Genomic DNA, 16,683 nt, shown 5'->3' with positions numbered 1-16,683 from the left:
CCCCCTAATTAGGTATAATGTATACTGTATAATCTATAGTAGTTCCACCTGATACTTGTCCATCAAATATGATATTATTTACGATTCCTGTCCAGTCATAACCTAGCTCTATGTCTTTTTCTACTGTAAAGGTTATTTTTCCTGGTTCAAAACTTTTGATGGTAATGCCTTCTTGTTCGATGAATCCTGGGCTTAGTTCAAATACACTTGTTTTTGCACATAGGTCTTTTACTTTAATTACATCTTTATTATAAAAGACTGATAATTCGTATTGGCTAAAGTCTGTTATGTTAGATGCTGTTAAACCTAGTTCTAAATCTTTTTTCTTAGTGCTGATGGCTTTTATGGAGTTATTTACTACGAAACCACTCCACTCACTTGTGCCAATCTTATTAACACTTCTAACTCGATATAGGTGTTCCTTACCTAGAGTTATACCTCTATGGATATAGGTAGTATTATTGCCTACGTTGTAGACTGTACCGTCTACTTCTATTTCATACCTTAGGCTTCCTTGTTTTGATTCCCAGTTGATAGTTGATACTTTTCCTACTGTTGATACGGTAATCTTTTCTGGTGCTTTTGGTTTTCCTGGGAGTGTAAAGATTGTTAAAAAATCACTCCAGTTACCTTCAATTAGGTCACTTCTTGATCTTATTCGGTACTTATGCTGTGTATATGGGTCTAGGTCTGTATGTTCATAAGTGGTTTCTGTTCCATTTTCTATCATGACACTGTCTAACTCAATGTCATATCCAATGACTCCTCCTACTGCTGTCCAGGTAAGTTTGACTACTGTATCTGTTGAAAAACCTTTTAAGTCATTTGGTGATTCTGGGCGTACGGGTAGTGTAGTTACTGGTACTTCTTCGCTCCAGGAACTGGTTCCTTCAGCTCCTATTGCTCGTACTTTATATTTATGGGTGGTGTTTTGTTCTAGGTTTATGTGGGTATATATCTGAACTGGTGCTATAGTTGTTGTTGGTGTTGTACCATCTGTAGGCGTTCCCGATATCTCTATAGGTGTTACATTTATTACTTGTCCATCTACTTCTATTTCATATGCTGTTGCATCTTTGATAGCATCCCACTTGATTTCTATTTTTGTTTCATCTATTAAGCCTTCATAAGAATAAGGTGTTGGCAGGGCGTAGGTTGTTATGCTTCTTGATTCACTCCAATCGGTTGTTCCCATGGAGTTTACTTGTCTTATTCGATATGTATAGGCTGTTTTTGGTTGTAAACCATCAACTTGTAGATAGTTTCTTTCTGTGCTTGTTATGATGGTGTTGTTTAGTTCCATTTCATAGGTTGCAGTATCTGCTCCGCCTGACCAGTTAATCATTAGGGATGTATCTGACACTACTTCTGTTAGGCTGTCAAAGACGGTACCTATGACAAACCCTTCTAATAATTGAGGTAGGGTTATATTACCTATATTTTCACTTCCTAATTGTCCATAATCATTCTTTCCCCATGACCAAACATTTTGATCCGCTGTTATAGCGAAGTTATACTCTCCTCCTGCTGTGATTTGTTCAACATTTGATAGCCCTATTGCTTGAACAGGTATTGAACTAAAGTTCAATGATCCATTACCTAGCATTCCCTGAGAGTTAAAACCCCAAGTCCATACGGTATTATCATTTTTTAAAGCAATATTATGGTTATTTCCTGCATCCAAATCTATTATATTTTCTAATCCTAATACTTGCACTGGTTCTAATCTATCAATTGTTGTTCCATCTCCAAGTGTCCCGTGCTCATTATATCCCCATGCCCATATAGTTCCGTCTTTTTTAAGCGCTAATGAATGCTCTTTACCCCCTTTTACTTGGACTATGTCCTCTAATCCTGTTACTTGAAAAGGTATATTTTTATCTACTAGCGTTGAATCACCTAACTGTCCGGACCTGTTTGCTCCCCATGCCCATACTGTTCCATCATGCTTAATTGCTAAATTATGACGATCTCCTGTTGCAATAACTTTTACGTTTTTTATTTCAACTGCTTTTACAGGTACTTTTCTTGATATAAATGTATTATCACCCAATTCCCCCTCTTCATTGATTCCGCAACCCCATACAGTTCCATCACTAGTTAAGAATATACTATGTGCATATCCTGCTGACATACTTATGACATCATAAATGTCCTTTACTTGTATAGGTTCGTGCTTATCATCTAGCGTGCCGTTGCCAAGTTGTCCGTAGTCATTTACTCCCCACGCCCATACTGTTCCATCACTTTTTAAGGCTAAGTTATGCTCATCTCCTGCGAATATATTGATGATATGGTCTAATCCTTTTACTTTTATTGGACTATTGCTAGATTCTGTTGTTCCGTTACCAAGTTGTCCGTAAGTATTAGCTCCCCATGCCCATACTGTCCCATCGCTTTTTAACATAAGGTTATGTACTTGTCCTGATGAGATTTTGCTGACTTGATCTACATCTAAGGTTATTACACTTAAAGGCTCACCAAAATCAGATATATTGTTTGATGTATCGTAGGCTTTGATTTCGTATATGTAGGCTGTCGCATAGTCAAGGTTATGGTCGGTAAATGTTGTGTTTTTAGTTGTTTCTACTAATTTACCATCTCGGTAAAGTTCATATTTTTTAATTTGAGCTGGATCTATTGGTGCACTCCAGCTAAGTTGTACTTCTCTACCTGTTTTAGATAGCACTTTAAAAGAATCACTAAGGTCTTCAACGTCAAGTAGGGATGCTACATCTATTTTTGCTGTAACAATTTCACTGAAAGCAGTTTCTTGACCTAGCTTAGTTCTCGCTTTTACTTTAATTGCATATTGTGTGTTAAGTTCGAGACCTTCAAGAATCACACTTTTTTCTAGTAGTGTCATCCATATAGGAGTTGCTGTCTCTTGACCTATTGCATTTATATACATATTATTACACATGATTTGATACTGTGTGGTTGCTGAGTTATTGTCTAATAGATTAAGCTTTAATTGGTTGCCCAATATGGTTGATACACTTATAGTTGGTGTTTGCATCTTAGTGTAGGTTTCTTCTGTATAAGTAGAAATATTGCCATAAGCGTCTCTTACTTGTACTTCGACGGTATATTTTCTATTTGCTTCTAGGCTACTAAATGTATGGCTATTACTGGCTATACTTTCGCTTGCTTGTCCATCTATTATATAAGTATAAGGAGTAGCTGGAAGATTATCATCTGATGCAGCGATTCTTACATCTATTGTTGAAGACGTTGCAGTTATATCTACTGAATCCATTTGAGGTATTATTGTATCTTCATCAACCTTAAAGTTTATTGAAGAAATATTGCTTTGTTTTCCTGTATTATCAACTGCCCATACGTTAAGTGTATGTACACCTAATGTTAAGGCGGATACATTTATTGATGTTGGTGTAAATGCTCCACTAGTTGTTACTGTTCCTGCTACTGTTTGGGTTACTCCACCGTCTATGTTATATTTGGTAGTAAGCGTATTACCTACGTTATTGTCTATAACACTACCTGTTAGTGATATATTGCCTAAAAAGGTCTCTCCGTTTGTAGGTGTTGCTATAGTTATTGTAGGATTATCATTTACTACTGCACCACGAACATACCAGTAATTGTCAGTATGAAGACCGTCAACTGGGTATGTACCTTCAAAGGCTTTAATATTAGTTGTATTTAGAGTTGATTTTTGTAGTGATTGTGTAGAATTGCTTGTATATTGTATGTATACCTTCCACATGGATCCTGTATGATAGTAGTATCTCAGTAATCTAGATGATTCAACTAGATATCCTGCAAGCTCCCCTACAGCTCCCTCAGAAGCATTTCTTACGATTGCATTTCCAACTGGACTAAATGTATTATTTGATTTATTAAATGTATATCCTTGATATTGATTAAAACTACCGTAACCCGTTCCCGCATACTCTAAATAAGGCTCATTCCATAGCATTGCTATATTATATTTATCATAATAATACTCAACAAGTTTTATAAAATTCTTGGTTGTTATTGCGCTTACTCCACCTTTATTATCTTCTGACCATACGCTAAGAGTGTGGTTTCCTGCTGTTAGGGCAGATGTGTCAACTGCTGTTGTCGTGAATGCTCCTGATGTTGTTACTGTTCCTTCAACTATTTGCGTTGCTCCGTTGCCTATGCGATATTTAGTAGTTATGATATTTCCTTCATCTGTATCACTTACCGTACCAGTTAAAGATATAGAATTTAATACTGTTTGATTATTTGCTGTTGTTACATTAATTGTTGGAACATTATTATATGTTTTAATGTTAGTCCAACTAGTACACCCTAATTGACCAAATGAACTAGCTCCAACGGCTACAACTGTTCCATCCGCCTTAAGTCCCATATTAAAATACCCACCCGCAGATATTTGAACTATATTTGTCCACCCACTAACATTTCCTTGCCCACTTCCCGTATGTCCAACAGAAGTTACTCCACCATTGGTTCCTAACGCTAGTGTATGACTTTCTCCTCCAGAAACCTGTTTTATATTAGACAAACCGCCAACATTACATTGACCATAAAAATTCAATCCAGTAGCTACAACTGTTCCATTTGAATATAATCCTATAGAATGATTGCTTCCAGCAGCTATTTGAATAATATTAGTCCAACCAGATACATTACACTCCCCATTAACGTTATATCCGGTTGCTACTACTGTTCCGTCAGCCTTTAATCCTAATGTAAAATGATTCCCTGCTACTATCTGTATAATATTTGTCCATCCATTAACATCACATTGACCATATGTATTAAACCCACCAGCCACAACAGTTCCATCGGACTTCAGCCCCACTACATGTTGTGATCCAGCTGAAACTTGAACTATACTTGTCCAACCAGATGTATATATTTGAGGAATATCCCCACCCATTACGACTGTTCCATCTGACTTTAACCCAGTAACACTCTGTATCCCAGTTGATATTTGCACTATATTTGTCCATGTGAGAACCGAATTGCTTTGGTTAACATTGTTAGTCCCAACAGATACAACCGTTCCGTCTGTTTTTAAACCAACTGCAAATTCATATCCACCAGCTATTGATTCAAACGTATACTGTGTTGCCGTAGCTGCATAACTTTTAGTACTACTCCCCCAACCCATTCCCGCAAAAATACTTAGTACTAAAACAAACGATAAAGTTCTCTTAAATCCTTTCAAAATTCTCATAATCTTTTTCTCCTCATCAATATAATAATTAATTAGTTAAGTTTCAATTTAATTTTGTTGCTACAATAAGTTGTTTACATAGCACATACAATCAAGTACAAACGTTCTTTTCCACCTGATTATATAAGCAATGCAAACAGAGTTATAGTAGCAAGGGGATTGTTTTTATTGTGAGAAAGTCCAAATGATTTTTCTCTGGGTAAATTATTAAGTTGTCTACTTAAAATTTCCAAATCTCCTTTGTTAAGAAATAGGAGCTATACGACTTTTAGTATGGCTCCCCATTACTACTACCCAACCCCATTCCTGCATCCATAAATAAAACAAAAACTAACAATAAATTCTATTAAATCCTTTCCAAATATTCATAATCTTTTTCCTCCTTTACATTCTAATAATTAATTTGCTTGGTCATAATTTTACAGACAATTGATAAGCCATTAACTTGTTTCGTTAATTGGCTAAGGTTCAAATTATTGCATTTTTGCAAATAACTAAATAGACTTATTAAAAAATCCAATAAGACTCTCAGTTTCTATTATTTAATTATTTTTAATGGGGATTAACTAGATATTTCTACTCTCCTAATCCCACCCATTTATCCCTTTGTCATGCATTTTAGACAAAATGCAGAATTGTATACTGTAAAGTATAAACTGATTGTGAGATTTGTCAATATATTTTGTCATTAAAGCCAGTTTTTGTGAAAAATTCAAACTCTTTATTTATTCTCCATAGTTTTTATTATTGTGTGTAGATTGTTTTGTATTCTATGTCTAAAGATCAGTACCCAATCTTATTTTTTTATTATGAACCTTGACGCAAATACATTTTCCCTTATATTTGCAAACTCTCTAACGATATATTTTTACAATTGCATGCATCTTTATTTACACTTTGATGAATAATAATGAGTAGAACAAATAAGCGTTTTATTACGCAACTATTGTTCTTTGAGAAAGTCTTCCCGACTTTCTGATTCAACTGATTTACAGATATTTATTTGTAATATATCAGATTATTTAAAAAAGAGGTGAAAATTATGAATTCTAATAACGAGTCTATTACACCACACAAAACAGTTAATCCCAATGAATCTACCGGCCCTTTTGATACGAGCGAAGTAAATGGTACTACTGTTCCTGCCTCATGGCACGGAACACCACCTCTATCTAATCATGATGATGTAAATGGTACTACCGTTCCTTCATCATGGCATGGGACCCCACCGCCATTTAATAATGATGATGTAAATGAAACAACTATTCCTTCATCATGGGATGGAACCCCACCATTCACTAATACTGATAAAATAAATGGTACTACTGTTCCTTCATCTTGGCATGGAACACCACCGCTATCTAATCATGATGATGTAAATGGCACTACTGTTCCTTCATCTTGGGATGGAACGCCACCACTATCTAACAAATGATGCACTACTGGGCTATTGGTAATTTTGCCAATAGCTTTTCTTGCGTTTGCATCATTTCTTCAAAATTGTTTATTCATTCCCCCAAATTTCAATTTGTATCAATTCTTATTCTAAGCATATCATGATATTTAATCATAGTTTCAACTCTTGACTCATAAAATATTATGAATAGAATTAGGAGTGCTGATATGAGCGATATGAATGCTAGTATGTTTCCAGCAGGCGACGGAATGGATAACTCAATGATGTTTTTGCTTTTCTTCTTGTTACTTTTTAGTGGAGGCTCGGGTTGTGGTGGGTTCTTAGGTGGTCCCGGTCATGGTCCTGGCGGTGGCGGTGGTTTTGGCGACAATAATATTTTCTTTTTACTCTTAATGTTAATGTTATTTAACTAGGAGCCAAGTAATTGATCGTAGAACATATCTTTTTTACTTAAGCATTGGTGGGGTCTCTGAGATTTTATCTCTAACCCCACCAAATACATATTACAACATTAACAATATCATTAAAAGTTGAAGTATTACATCCGTATCTTGATGCGTACTTGTTGCTTGTATTTTATTTTTACAGTCGTCATCTATTTCATAGACAGCGTTGCCATCAATAATGATGTGATCTTTCATTTCCATTTGGTCACCTTATTCTAGCTGTTTTTAATTTAATATATGTAATACTCTATTGAAAGTAGTCAAAAAGTTTTATCCAGTTACATAGACTATTGTATATCCTAATATGAAGGAGAAACGTATGAATGAACATAATTCCAATATGGATTTTACTGAAGTAATAAAAATGGCACAAACACTGTCTCAGAATCAAGAAAAAATAACACCTCCTGAGGTTCCACCAATTGATAAAATAGTGAACAATCAAGATCTTCGCATTATGAAAGCCACCTTACCATACTTTGATTATCCTTATCAGAAAAATTTCGCAATGTTAATTAAGCTATTAGAGTTTAGAAAAACCATGGACGTATTTCGTCCTTCTTCCGAACTACATACTACCTTTCAGCAAAAAAAAGAGTTAAATACGCTTGGTTTTTTAAGTGATATCAGAAATTGTTGTGATGAACCACAACAGAAAAAGCTGAATATGATCATATCTCTTTTAAATATGCAAACAACCATGGAAAATTATAAGAACAATCCAAAGTTGCTTCAATCTCATGGCCAAGAACCTGATAATATACAAAAAGAAGCTACGCATGACAATGATGGTTATAATCAATTTATGAAGATGGTTAATAAAATTATTGATGAAAAGGAAGGTGATTGACATAGATATTTACTCAAAGATGTTTGATGAAGATGCTTTTAGAAAAATTGATAAACAAAAGCTCGAAATAATATCCAAACTATTTAATGATCTGAACAAAAAAAATGCAGATGAAAGATTACAAGTTTTATTTACTTATGGAATGGAAATGAGAAGTAAGGGGTTGTCTTTTACTAAAGAAGAATCTGGCTTACTCATAGATCTCCTTAAGGTAAATTTAAACGAGGAAGAAAAAAGCAAAATCGATATGATTGGAAATATGCTCAGGAATATGTAAACCAAGAACTACAGGAATAAGCAAAAAAAATAGACACAAGAAAATCAGCTGCGCCGCGTTAAATAACAAACAAAATAAGGCATGGCGACGTTTCAAGGCTAAGTAAATAATAGCCTTAGAACGTCTCCACGCCTTCATTTCTGCGTTCTATACCCTATTCTCCGTCTTTCGTTAACAAACTTGCATACATAGATGGTCTTCTATCTCGGAAAAAGCCCCAAAAGCTTCGTAGTTCTGCTATTGCATCTAGATCAAAGGTTGCCGTAATTACTGCTTCTTCTGTTCTTCCTAACTCAGCAATTTTTTCTCCTATCCCGTTCGTTATAAAAGATGAACCATAAAAGGTAATTTCTGATTCTTCAATTTTCTCATATCCTACTCTATTAGAGGCTATTATTGGAATAATATTTGCCGCTGAATGTCCTTGCATTACTCTTTGCCAATGATCCTTTGAATCATATTCTGGTTTTGAAGGCTCTGAGCCTATTGCTGTAGGATATAATATGATTTCTGCACCTTGCAGAGTTAACGCTCTTGCACTTTCAGGAAACCATTGATCCCAACAAATACCAATCCCGATTGTTGCATACTTCGTTGTAAAAACCTTAATTCCACTATCTCCTGGTGTAAAATAAAACTTTTCACAATAACCAGGACCATCTGGAATATGCGTTTTTCTATAGGTTCCAAGATATTCCCCATCAGCATCTATAACTGCAACAGAATTATAAAAAGCATTGTGCTTTTTCTCAAAAAAGCTGATTGGTAATACAACCTGTAATTCCTTTGCCAATTTTTTAAAGTGTATAATTCCTTCATCTTCTTCAACACTTTTTGCTAACTTAAAATATTCCTCAATCTGTACTTGGCAAAAATAGAGATTTTGAAAAAGCTCTTGAACGAGAATGATCTTTGCTCCTTTATCAGCAGCTTCTCGTATTAATTTCTCAGCTTTTATTATATTCTCACTGACTACACTAGAACATTTCATTTGTGTAGCGGCAACAATTACTTCTCTCATAATATTAAATCCTCCTTTATTTAGGTTGTTGTTGGGAAATACAATGTATATTCCCTCCACCTAAAATAATTTCTCTTGAGTATATGGTGACAATTTCTCTATCCGGAAATATTTCTTTTAAGGTTTTTATTGCTAATTCATCTTTTGGATCATTAAAAATCGGCATAATAATCGAATGATTGCAAAAAAGAAAATTAACATAGGAAGCTGGAAGTGGTTCATCTGTAGAAAATCTTGTAGCATCTGCAGACTGAAGGATTCCATCATCCTCCTCATTTGTAACAAATATTGGTTGTGGTAATTCTAGTTTATAGACTTTTATCGTTCTGCCTTTTGCATCTATGGAATTGTTTAATATCTCATAGGCACTTCTACATATTTCATAATTGGGGCTACTTTCGTCATCCGTCCAAGATAAAATCACCTCCCCTGGACGAGCAAAACAACAAATATTATCAATATGTCCATCAGTCTCATCATTAAAAAGTCCTTGATTAAGCCAAATAATCTTTTCAACATTTAAATAAGCTCTTAAGTATTCCTCAATTTCCTCTTGTGTAAGATGAGGATTTCGATTTTTGTTAAGAAGACATTCTTTTGTTGTCAAAAGGGTTCCTTCACCGTCAACATGGATAGATCCCCCTTCGAGTACAAAGTTTTCAGTCCTATAGCTTTCCACATTCTCTAATGTAATTATACTCGCTGCAACACTACCGTCTTTATCCCAAGGATAATATGCACCTTCATCAATACCACCCCATGCATTAAAATCCCAATCAATGCCTCTGGTATCACCTTTGTCATTGATAACAAAAGTTGGCCCCACATCTCTAGTCCATACATCATCGTGAGGCATAATTACAGTACGGACATTTGGACCTAATTTTCTCATAGCGTCCTCATACTGTTCTTCAGATACACCTACCGTTACTTCTTCGAACCTTGCTATTGCGTGGGCAACTTCAGTAAAAACCTTCTGTGCACTTTTCGCTTCATGATGCCAAACATCTTTTCTCTCTGGCCAGAGCAAAAACACTTGTTTTTGCTCTTCAAATTCAGCAGGCATTCTAAAACCATCTTTTCTTGGAGTTGAATCGTTAATCATATATATATCCCTTCTAATATACTACTTGTTTTTCATCCTATAGGCCTTTCGAGCAATTGCTTTCTCCCATTCTACCATCTCATCCTCAGTTTCTAGCAATAATCCCGGCACTCTAACAGGATTTCTATGTCGATCTAAAGATACAAAAACCAAATAGGCTTCATTTGTTAAAATCTTTTCTCCTGTAAATAAATTCTCTGAATAAACAGTGACCTTTACCTCCATGGATGTTCTTCCTACCCAAGTTAACTTTGCAAATAATTCTACCATATCCCCTCTTTTAATAGGATTCTTAAAATCAATGCTATCCACTTGTACTGTAGCAACAACATTACGACAATGACGTGAAGCAGCTAATGCACCTACAATATCAACCCAATACATAAGTCTTCCACCTAATAAATTACCAATCAAATTGGTATCATTAGGAAGCACCAATTCCGTCATACGTACTTCGCTTTCTTTTGTAGTTTTCTTATCCATTAACTTCCTCTTTCTCAAATTGTTTTATTCGTTAGAATTCATTATTTATTTGTTCATAAAATTCATCTAAGGTTAAATCATTTTCATATAAATAGGTTGCTAACGCTTTACCAACATATCTTACATGCCATGGTTCATAATTATATTGCGTAATATCTGTTTTATCTTTTGGATATCTTATGATAAAGCCATATGCATGTGCATTTTTAGCAAGCCATTTTCCTTCTGGCAAGTCTCCTAGTGATTCTTCTAAGGAATATCCAATACTTTCACAGCTTACATCCATTGCAAGACCCGTCTGGTGCTCGCTTTGACCCGGCTTTGCGCTTACCTTATTCGCAGCCTCTTCACCCATCCTGTCAACATTTCCTTGGTAAATAGTTTGTTGACGATTATAGGATCTATATCCAGACACTGCAACTAACCTATAGTCATTCTCCAGTGCTCCATTTATTAATTCTTCTAATGCATTTGCTGCAACTGACCTCATTTGTTTTTTTTGATCGTTCCCATCAAATGAAAATTTAACCTCTGGAACGACAAGATCATTAGGTTCATAATTTGAATCAAGTTCATTTTTCTTATTAACAAGAACATGTAAGGAATCTTGATTCTCTACCTGCAGTATTTGTCCTGCATCAAAATTATACACCTCTTCACCTACGAATTCTTTAATTTCATCTATATTACTATCATTATGTAATTCTTCTTCATTGATGTCTTGATTATCGTTATTATCTTCTGATTCTTCGTCTTGATTTTCATCGTCATCGTTATCTTCTACTATGTCTTGATCCTCATTATCATCATTGTTATTATTTGTGTCCTGGATTTCAATCGCATGTGCAGCTTCTTCTAAACGATTATTTATCAGAATAATGATACCGACGATACCAATACAAATAAGTGACAAAACAACAGTGATTAATACAAGCTTTTTCATAAGTCACTTCCTTTTCCTATTTTTCATTGTATCATGTATCATCATAGTATATAATTCGACTAATTTCAATAGGAAATAAATAATTATGACCCTTTCAGCATGTCCAATTCTTCGTGCTTTAATTTCTTCATAATGTGTATCGTGAATATACTTGCCACTATGAGAGTTAAGAAATCTGCAACCAACTGTGAATAAATAACACCATTAAGCCCAAAAATTCTAGGTAAAATAAGAACGGTTGGAATTAAAAATAATCCTTGTCTTGATAGAGATAAAACTGCTGATCCTGTTGCACGTCCCAACGCTTGATATAGGCCTGTAATTATAATAATAAAGCCCATAAAAGGTAATAACACTGAAAATGCTCTTATCCCTTTTGTTCCGATTTCGATTACTTCAGAATCCACAGAAAATACTCCGACAATTGTTGTTGTAAAAACTGAAAATATTACTGTAATGATAACACAGTAGAGTGTTGCCCAAATAATGGCAATTCTAATCGCTTCGCCCAGTCTTTTATAATTTTTTGCGCCGTAATTATATCCTGCAAGCGGTTGAAAGCCTTGGTTAAAGCCAAATAATACATAAAAAGCAATTAAGAAAACGATATTTACAATACCCATACCCGCAAGAGCACTATCTCCAAATTGTCTAGCGGCGTGATTTACAATTACAAGGGATAAGCTTGCTAATACTTGTCGCAAAAAGGTTGGTGTCCCAATTTTCATAATTTGCGCATACAAACTTCTTGAAAAAGTAATCAATTTAACATTGATCCTCAGAGAACTCTTACCACTCAAATAATATGAAATCAGCAATACTGTTGAAAGCATTTGAGAAATAACCGTTGCAATCGCTGCACCAGCAATTCCCATATCTAATACAAAAATAAATATTGGATCAAGCACAATGTTTGTCAATGCACCCGCTAACATAGCAAGCATTGCCATCATAGGGCTACCTTCAGAACGCAGCAAATTATTCATAGTCATATTCATCATAGTAAAAATAGCACCCATCGTAAGATATTTACCATAATCTACTGCGTAGGCCATGGCTGTATCAGATGCACCAAAGAACTTCAATATTGGAACGATAAAGAACAACCCAATTAAGGTATAAATGAATCCACACATCATACTAGAAAATATCGCGGTTGACGCAGCTCTTTGTGCAAGCTCTTTATTACCTTGTCCTAATAATCTTGATACATAAGAACCAGCACCAATACCAAAGGTTAATCCTACTGCTCCAATTAATGCAAATAAAGGAAATACAACATTCGTAGCAGCTAAGGCTTCTGTACCTAACTTTCCAACGAAAATTCTATCAATAACATTATAGATAGCATTAATGAGCATACCTATGATTGCTGGTATCGCTAATTTTAATAATGATTTCTTGATGTCCATTGAACCTAGTATTTCTTTCCTTTTATCTGACACGAACGGGAACCTCCTTACCTGCTGAATTTTAATAGGGGAGAACTCGTCTCCCCCACTAACTATTTTACTACAATATTAATTATTTTATTAGGAACATATATTTCTTTTACTATTGTACATCCTTCAATTTTAGATAAAACCAATTCTCTTGCCTTTGAAAGAACAGAATCTTTTCCTTCTTCAATACCAATGACGATCGTTCCTTTTACCTTACCATTGACTTGTACTGGCATTTCGATTTCGTCTTCCTTCATTTTCTCTTCATCATAAGTTGGCCAGCTGTTTTCAAATACACTCTTTGTTTGTCCAAGCTTTTCCCACATTTCTGCAGCCATATGTGGTGCGAATGGTGAAAGCAATATTGTAAATGCTTCAAGTGTTTTATAATCTACGCCACCATGATTTTTTGAAATGTCTACTAGCTTGTTTGTGTATTCCATAAAAGCACTGATCCCTGTATTAAAATGGAAACTATTTAATCTAGTAGTGATATCATAAATCATTTGATTTTTAACTTTTTCTAGTTCTTTAGTGGTTGTTGCTTGCTTATTTATATTATCGTTTAGTAAGTTCCAGGCTTTATTGATAAATCGATAAACTCCTTCGATTCCTCTATCATCCCACTCAGAGTCTAGTTCCGGTGGTCCAACAAATAATTCATATATTCTTAAGGAATCACAACCATATCTAGCAACCAATTCATCGGGTGAAACTACATTGCCTTTTGATTTACTCATTTTTGCACCATTTTTACAAATCATGCCTTGATTGAATAAACGCGTAAAGGGTTCAGAAAAGTCTACAACACCAATATCATATAAAAACTTCGTATAAAATCTTGAATAAAGCAGATGAAGTACCGCATGTTCAATACCGCCAACATACATATCAACAGGCACCCATTCTTTTGCTTTTTCCTTAGAAATTAACTCTTTATCATTATTAACATCAACATATCTTAAGAAATACCAGGAGGAGCCAGCCCATTGAGGCATTGTATTTGTTTCTCTCTTTGCTGGTCCTGAACACTCTGGGCAAGTAGTATTAACCCATTCCGTAATTGCAGCAAGTGGAGATTCACCAGTTCCTGTTGGTTGATAAGATTCAACCTCAGGCAATAGTACTGGAAGCTCTTCCTCTGGCACTGCTACAGCACCACATTTTTCACAATGTATAATTGGAATTGGTTCTCCCCAATAACGTTGTCTTGAAAATACCCAATCTCTTAATTTATAATTTGTTGTTTTATTACCAATGCCATGTTCTTCTAAATAAGCCGCTACTGCTTCCTTTGCTTTTGATGCTTTCATACCATCAAAAACATCTGAGTTTACCATAATACCATCGCCGATATAAGCTTCTTCAAGCTCTATTAAATCTTGGCCTTCTGGAATAATGACTTGAATAATAGGTAATTCAAACTTTTTCGCAAAGGCAAAGTCTCTTTCATCATGAGCTGGAACACACATAATTGCGCCAGTTCCATAATCCGCTAATACATAATCTGAAACCCAAACTTGAAGTTTTGCTCCGTTCAGTGGATTAATTGCATATCTACCCGTGAAAACCCCTGTTTTTTCTTTGTCCTGTAAACGATCTACTGAGGATTTCATAGAGGACATAAATACATAATTTTCAACTTCTGCACTTTGGCCTTCAGTGGTTATTGCTTTTATTACTTCGTGTTCAGGTGCTAATACCATAAAGGTTGCACCATAAAGAGTATCTGGTCTTGTTGTAAAAACTTTAATCTTTTCATCTACACCTTCTAAGGTGAAATCAATTTCTGCACCATAGGATTTACCAATCCAATCTGTTTGCATTTTTTTAACCTTGTCTGGCCATTCCAACGGAATAAGGTCTTCCAATAATCTTTCAGCATACGCAGTAATCTTAAGCATCCATTGACGCAAATTCTTTTTCGTTACTTTTGAACTACAACGGTCACATTCACCGTTTACTACTTCTTCATTAGCCAAACCTGTTTTACAATCAGGGCACCAGTTAATTGGCATTTGCTTTTCGTAAGCTAGGCCTTCCTTAAACATCTTAACAAAAATCCATTGCGTCCATTTATAAAAATTAGGATCTGTAGTATTTACCTCTTTATCCCAATCATATATTGCGCTAATTTCCTTTAATTGCTTTTTAAAGTTCTCTACATTTTCTGCAGTAGCTTTTGCAGGATGAACCCCCATTTTAATTGCATAGTTTTCTGCTGGTAAACCAAAGGCATCCCATCCCATTGGATGTAATACATAGTATCCTTGCAAAACCTTGTATCTACTCCACACATCACTTAATACGTAACCTCTCCAATGTCCAACATGAAGCCCACTTCCAGAAGGATAAGGAAACATATCTAAGCAATAATAGTTTTCTTTATCTTTTGATGGTTTGTTCACTGGGTCTTTATCCCATACAGCTTTCCATTTTTTTTCGATTTCTTTATGGTTGTATATAATAGCCATGAAAGAACCTCCCTTATATTTTTATCAGATTTCCTAGTAAATAACAAAGTCTCTATGCTTAGCATAGAGACGATTATAATCACAATTCAACTCAAGTTTATTCTCTATAATTATCATCAAAGTCTTTATTTATTCAATTACTTATATTAGCATAATGTGTAATATTTAGCAAGTCAAATGTTGATAGACAAATGTTTACTATGTCGTCCTTTGAGTGAAATATACTCCAACCAATATCATCACACCGCCTATTAATTGTTGTGGTTTAAATACTTCATTTAAAAGCAATACTCCAGCTAGTACAGAAATTACAGTCGTAAAGTTAGCAAACACTGCAACTTTAGATGCTTCAACCTTTGATAATGTATAGTTCAACACAAAGAATGCAACAATTGACGATAATATACTCAAGTATAAAAATCCTAATAGAGCTTGGGGGCTAATTAATGGCTTAAAGTAATCTTGTAAAACTCCATTACTGATATGTATTCCCAAGCTAATCACATTAAATACAATAGCTCCAAATCCCATCATTAAATAAGTCATTTCTATAGAAGTAAATTCTAAGTGAAGTTTTCTTGAAATAACATTATATATAGCTGCCGCAAAGACAGCGATCAGCAGAAATACAATACCTTTGATATTTCCCCCAATGAGATTGTTTGAATTAATTACAATAGCACCAATTACAGAAAGCATAATAAATGTGAATCTCATGAAAGATATCTTTTCATCTAGAAAAATAATAGCAAAAACGATTACAACTACCGGAACACACGCTATCATGATTCCCGCTTGAGAAGATGGTAGCAATTGTATTCCTTTCGTCTCAAATATAAAATATATAATCGGTTGAAACAAACCAAGTAAAAAAAGCATTTTAAGGTTCTTTCCCCGATAACTTACTTTTATTACTTTAAATAGTAATAATACTGTCATAACCACAAAAGCAATTAGAAATCTAAAGGCTAACATATGATAAATATCATGAACATGCGTTAGTGTAAGTTTGGTAAACATAAAAGAGA

General features: G+C 34.7%; 12 protein-coding genes. 4 read left to right on the top strand and 8 right to left on the bottom strand.

Annotated features, from left to right (window positions below; all coding sequences use genetic code 11):
• Positions 1 to 4 precede the first annotated feature (4 nt).
• Positions 5 to 5,197, bottom strand: a complete 5,193-nt coding sequence (locus tag CVU84_12745; GenBank protein PKM94318.1) for a hypothetical protein — start codon at positions 5,195 to 5,197, stop codon at positions 5 to 7.
• Between the two features lie 1,042 nt (positions 5,198 to 6,239).
• Here CVU84_12745 and CVU84_12740 point away from each other — a divergent pair.
• The 4 genes from CVU84_12740 (at position 6,240) to CVU84_12725 (ending at position 8,187) form a co-directional block, all read left to right on the top strand.
• Positions 6,240 to 6,632: a hypothetical protein gene (locus CVU84_12740; GenBank protein PKM94317.1), complete on the top strand. Its 393-nt coding sequence runs from the start codon at positions 6,240 to 6,242 to the stop codon at positions 6,630 to 6,632.
• 245 nt (positions 6,633 to 6,877) lie between these two features.
• Positions 6,878 to 7,027, top strand: coding sequence for a sporulation protein YjcZ (locus CVU84_12735; protein ID PKM94341.1), 150 nt, complete (start codon positions 6,878 to 6,880; stop codon positions 7,025 to 7,027).
• Positions 7,028 to 7,379: 352 nt separating this feature from the next.
• Positions 7,380 to 7,910: a hypothetical protein gene (locus CVU84_12730; GenBank protein PKM94316.1), complete on the top strand. Its 531-nt coding sequence runs from the start codon at positions 7,380 to 7,382 to the stop codon at positions 7,908 to 7,910.
• Between the two features lie 19 nt (positions 7,911 to 7,929).
• Entirely contained in the window at positions 7,930 to 8,187 is a 258-nt protein-coding gene (locus tag CVU84_12725; protein ID PKM94315.1) for a hypothetical protein, read from the top strand.
• 154 nt (positions 8,188 to 8,341) lie between these two features.
• Here the strand turns inward: CVU84_12725 and aguB are convergent, their stop codons facing one another.
• From aguB to CVU84_12690, 7 genes are all read right to left on the bottom strand, one after another.
• The gene (gene aguB / locus CVU84_12720; GenBank protein PKM94314.1) at positions 8,342 to 9,208 is read right to left on the bottom strand and encodes an N-carbamoylputrescine amidase; all 867 of its coding nucleotides are present in this window, start codon (positions 9,206 to 9,208) and stop codon (positions 8,342 to 8,344) included.
• A gap of 16 nt (positions 9,209 to 9,224) precedes the next feature.
• Positions 9,225 to 10,313, bottom strand: coding sequence for an agmatine deiminase (aguA, locus tag CVU84_12715; protein ID PKM94313.1), 1,089 nt, complete (start codon positions 10,311 to 10,313; stop codon positions 9,225 to 9,227).
• Between the two features lie 21 nt (positions 10,314 to 10,334).
• The gene (locus CVU84_12710) at positions 10,335 to 10,796 is read right to left on the bottom strand and encodes an acyl-CoA thioesterase (protein ID PKM94312.1); all 462 of its coding nucleotides are present in this window, start codon (positions 10,794 to 10,796) and stop codon (positions 10,335 to 10,337) included.
• 31 nt (positions 10,797 to 10,827) lie between these two features.
• Positions 10,828 to 11,739 (bottom strand): peptidase M15, encoded by a 912-nt coding sequence (locus CVU84_12705; GenBank protein PKM94311.1) that lies wholly within the window; start codon positions 11,737 to 11,739, stop codon positions 10,828 to 10,830.
• An 83-nt stretch (positions 11,740 to 11,822) separates the two neighbouring features.
• A complete protein-coding gene (locus CVU84_12700; GenBank protein ID PKM94310.1) occupies positions 11,823 to 13,184 on the bottom strand; it encodes an MATE family efflux transporter in 1,362 nt (453 codons plus the stop codon).
• Between the two features lie 59 nt (positions 13,185 to 13,243).
• A complete protein-coding gene (locus tag CVU84_12695; GenBank protein PKM94309.1) occupies positions 13,244 to 15,655 on the bottom strand; it encodes a leucine--tRNA ligase in 2,412 nt (803 codons plus the stop codon).
• A 198-nt stretch (positions 15,656 to 15,853) separates the two neighbouring features.
• The gene (locus CVU84_12690; GenBank protein PKM94340.1) at positions 15,854 to 16,675 is read right to left on the bottom strand and encodes an EamA family transporter; all 822 of its coding nucleotides are present in this window, start codon (positions 16,673 to 16,675) and stop codon (positions 15,854 to 15,856) included.
• Between the last annotated feature and the right edge of the window lie 8 nt (positions 16,676 to 16,683).

It is taken from the genome of Firmicutes bacterium HGW-Firmicutes-1, assembly GCA_002841625.1.
In the GTDB taxonomy this organism is placed as follows: Bacteria; Bacillota; Clostridia; order Lachnospirales; family Vallitaleaceae; genus HGW-1.
This window is presented reverse-complemented; position numbering and strand designations above follow the sequence as displayed.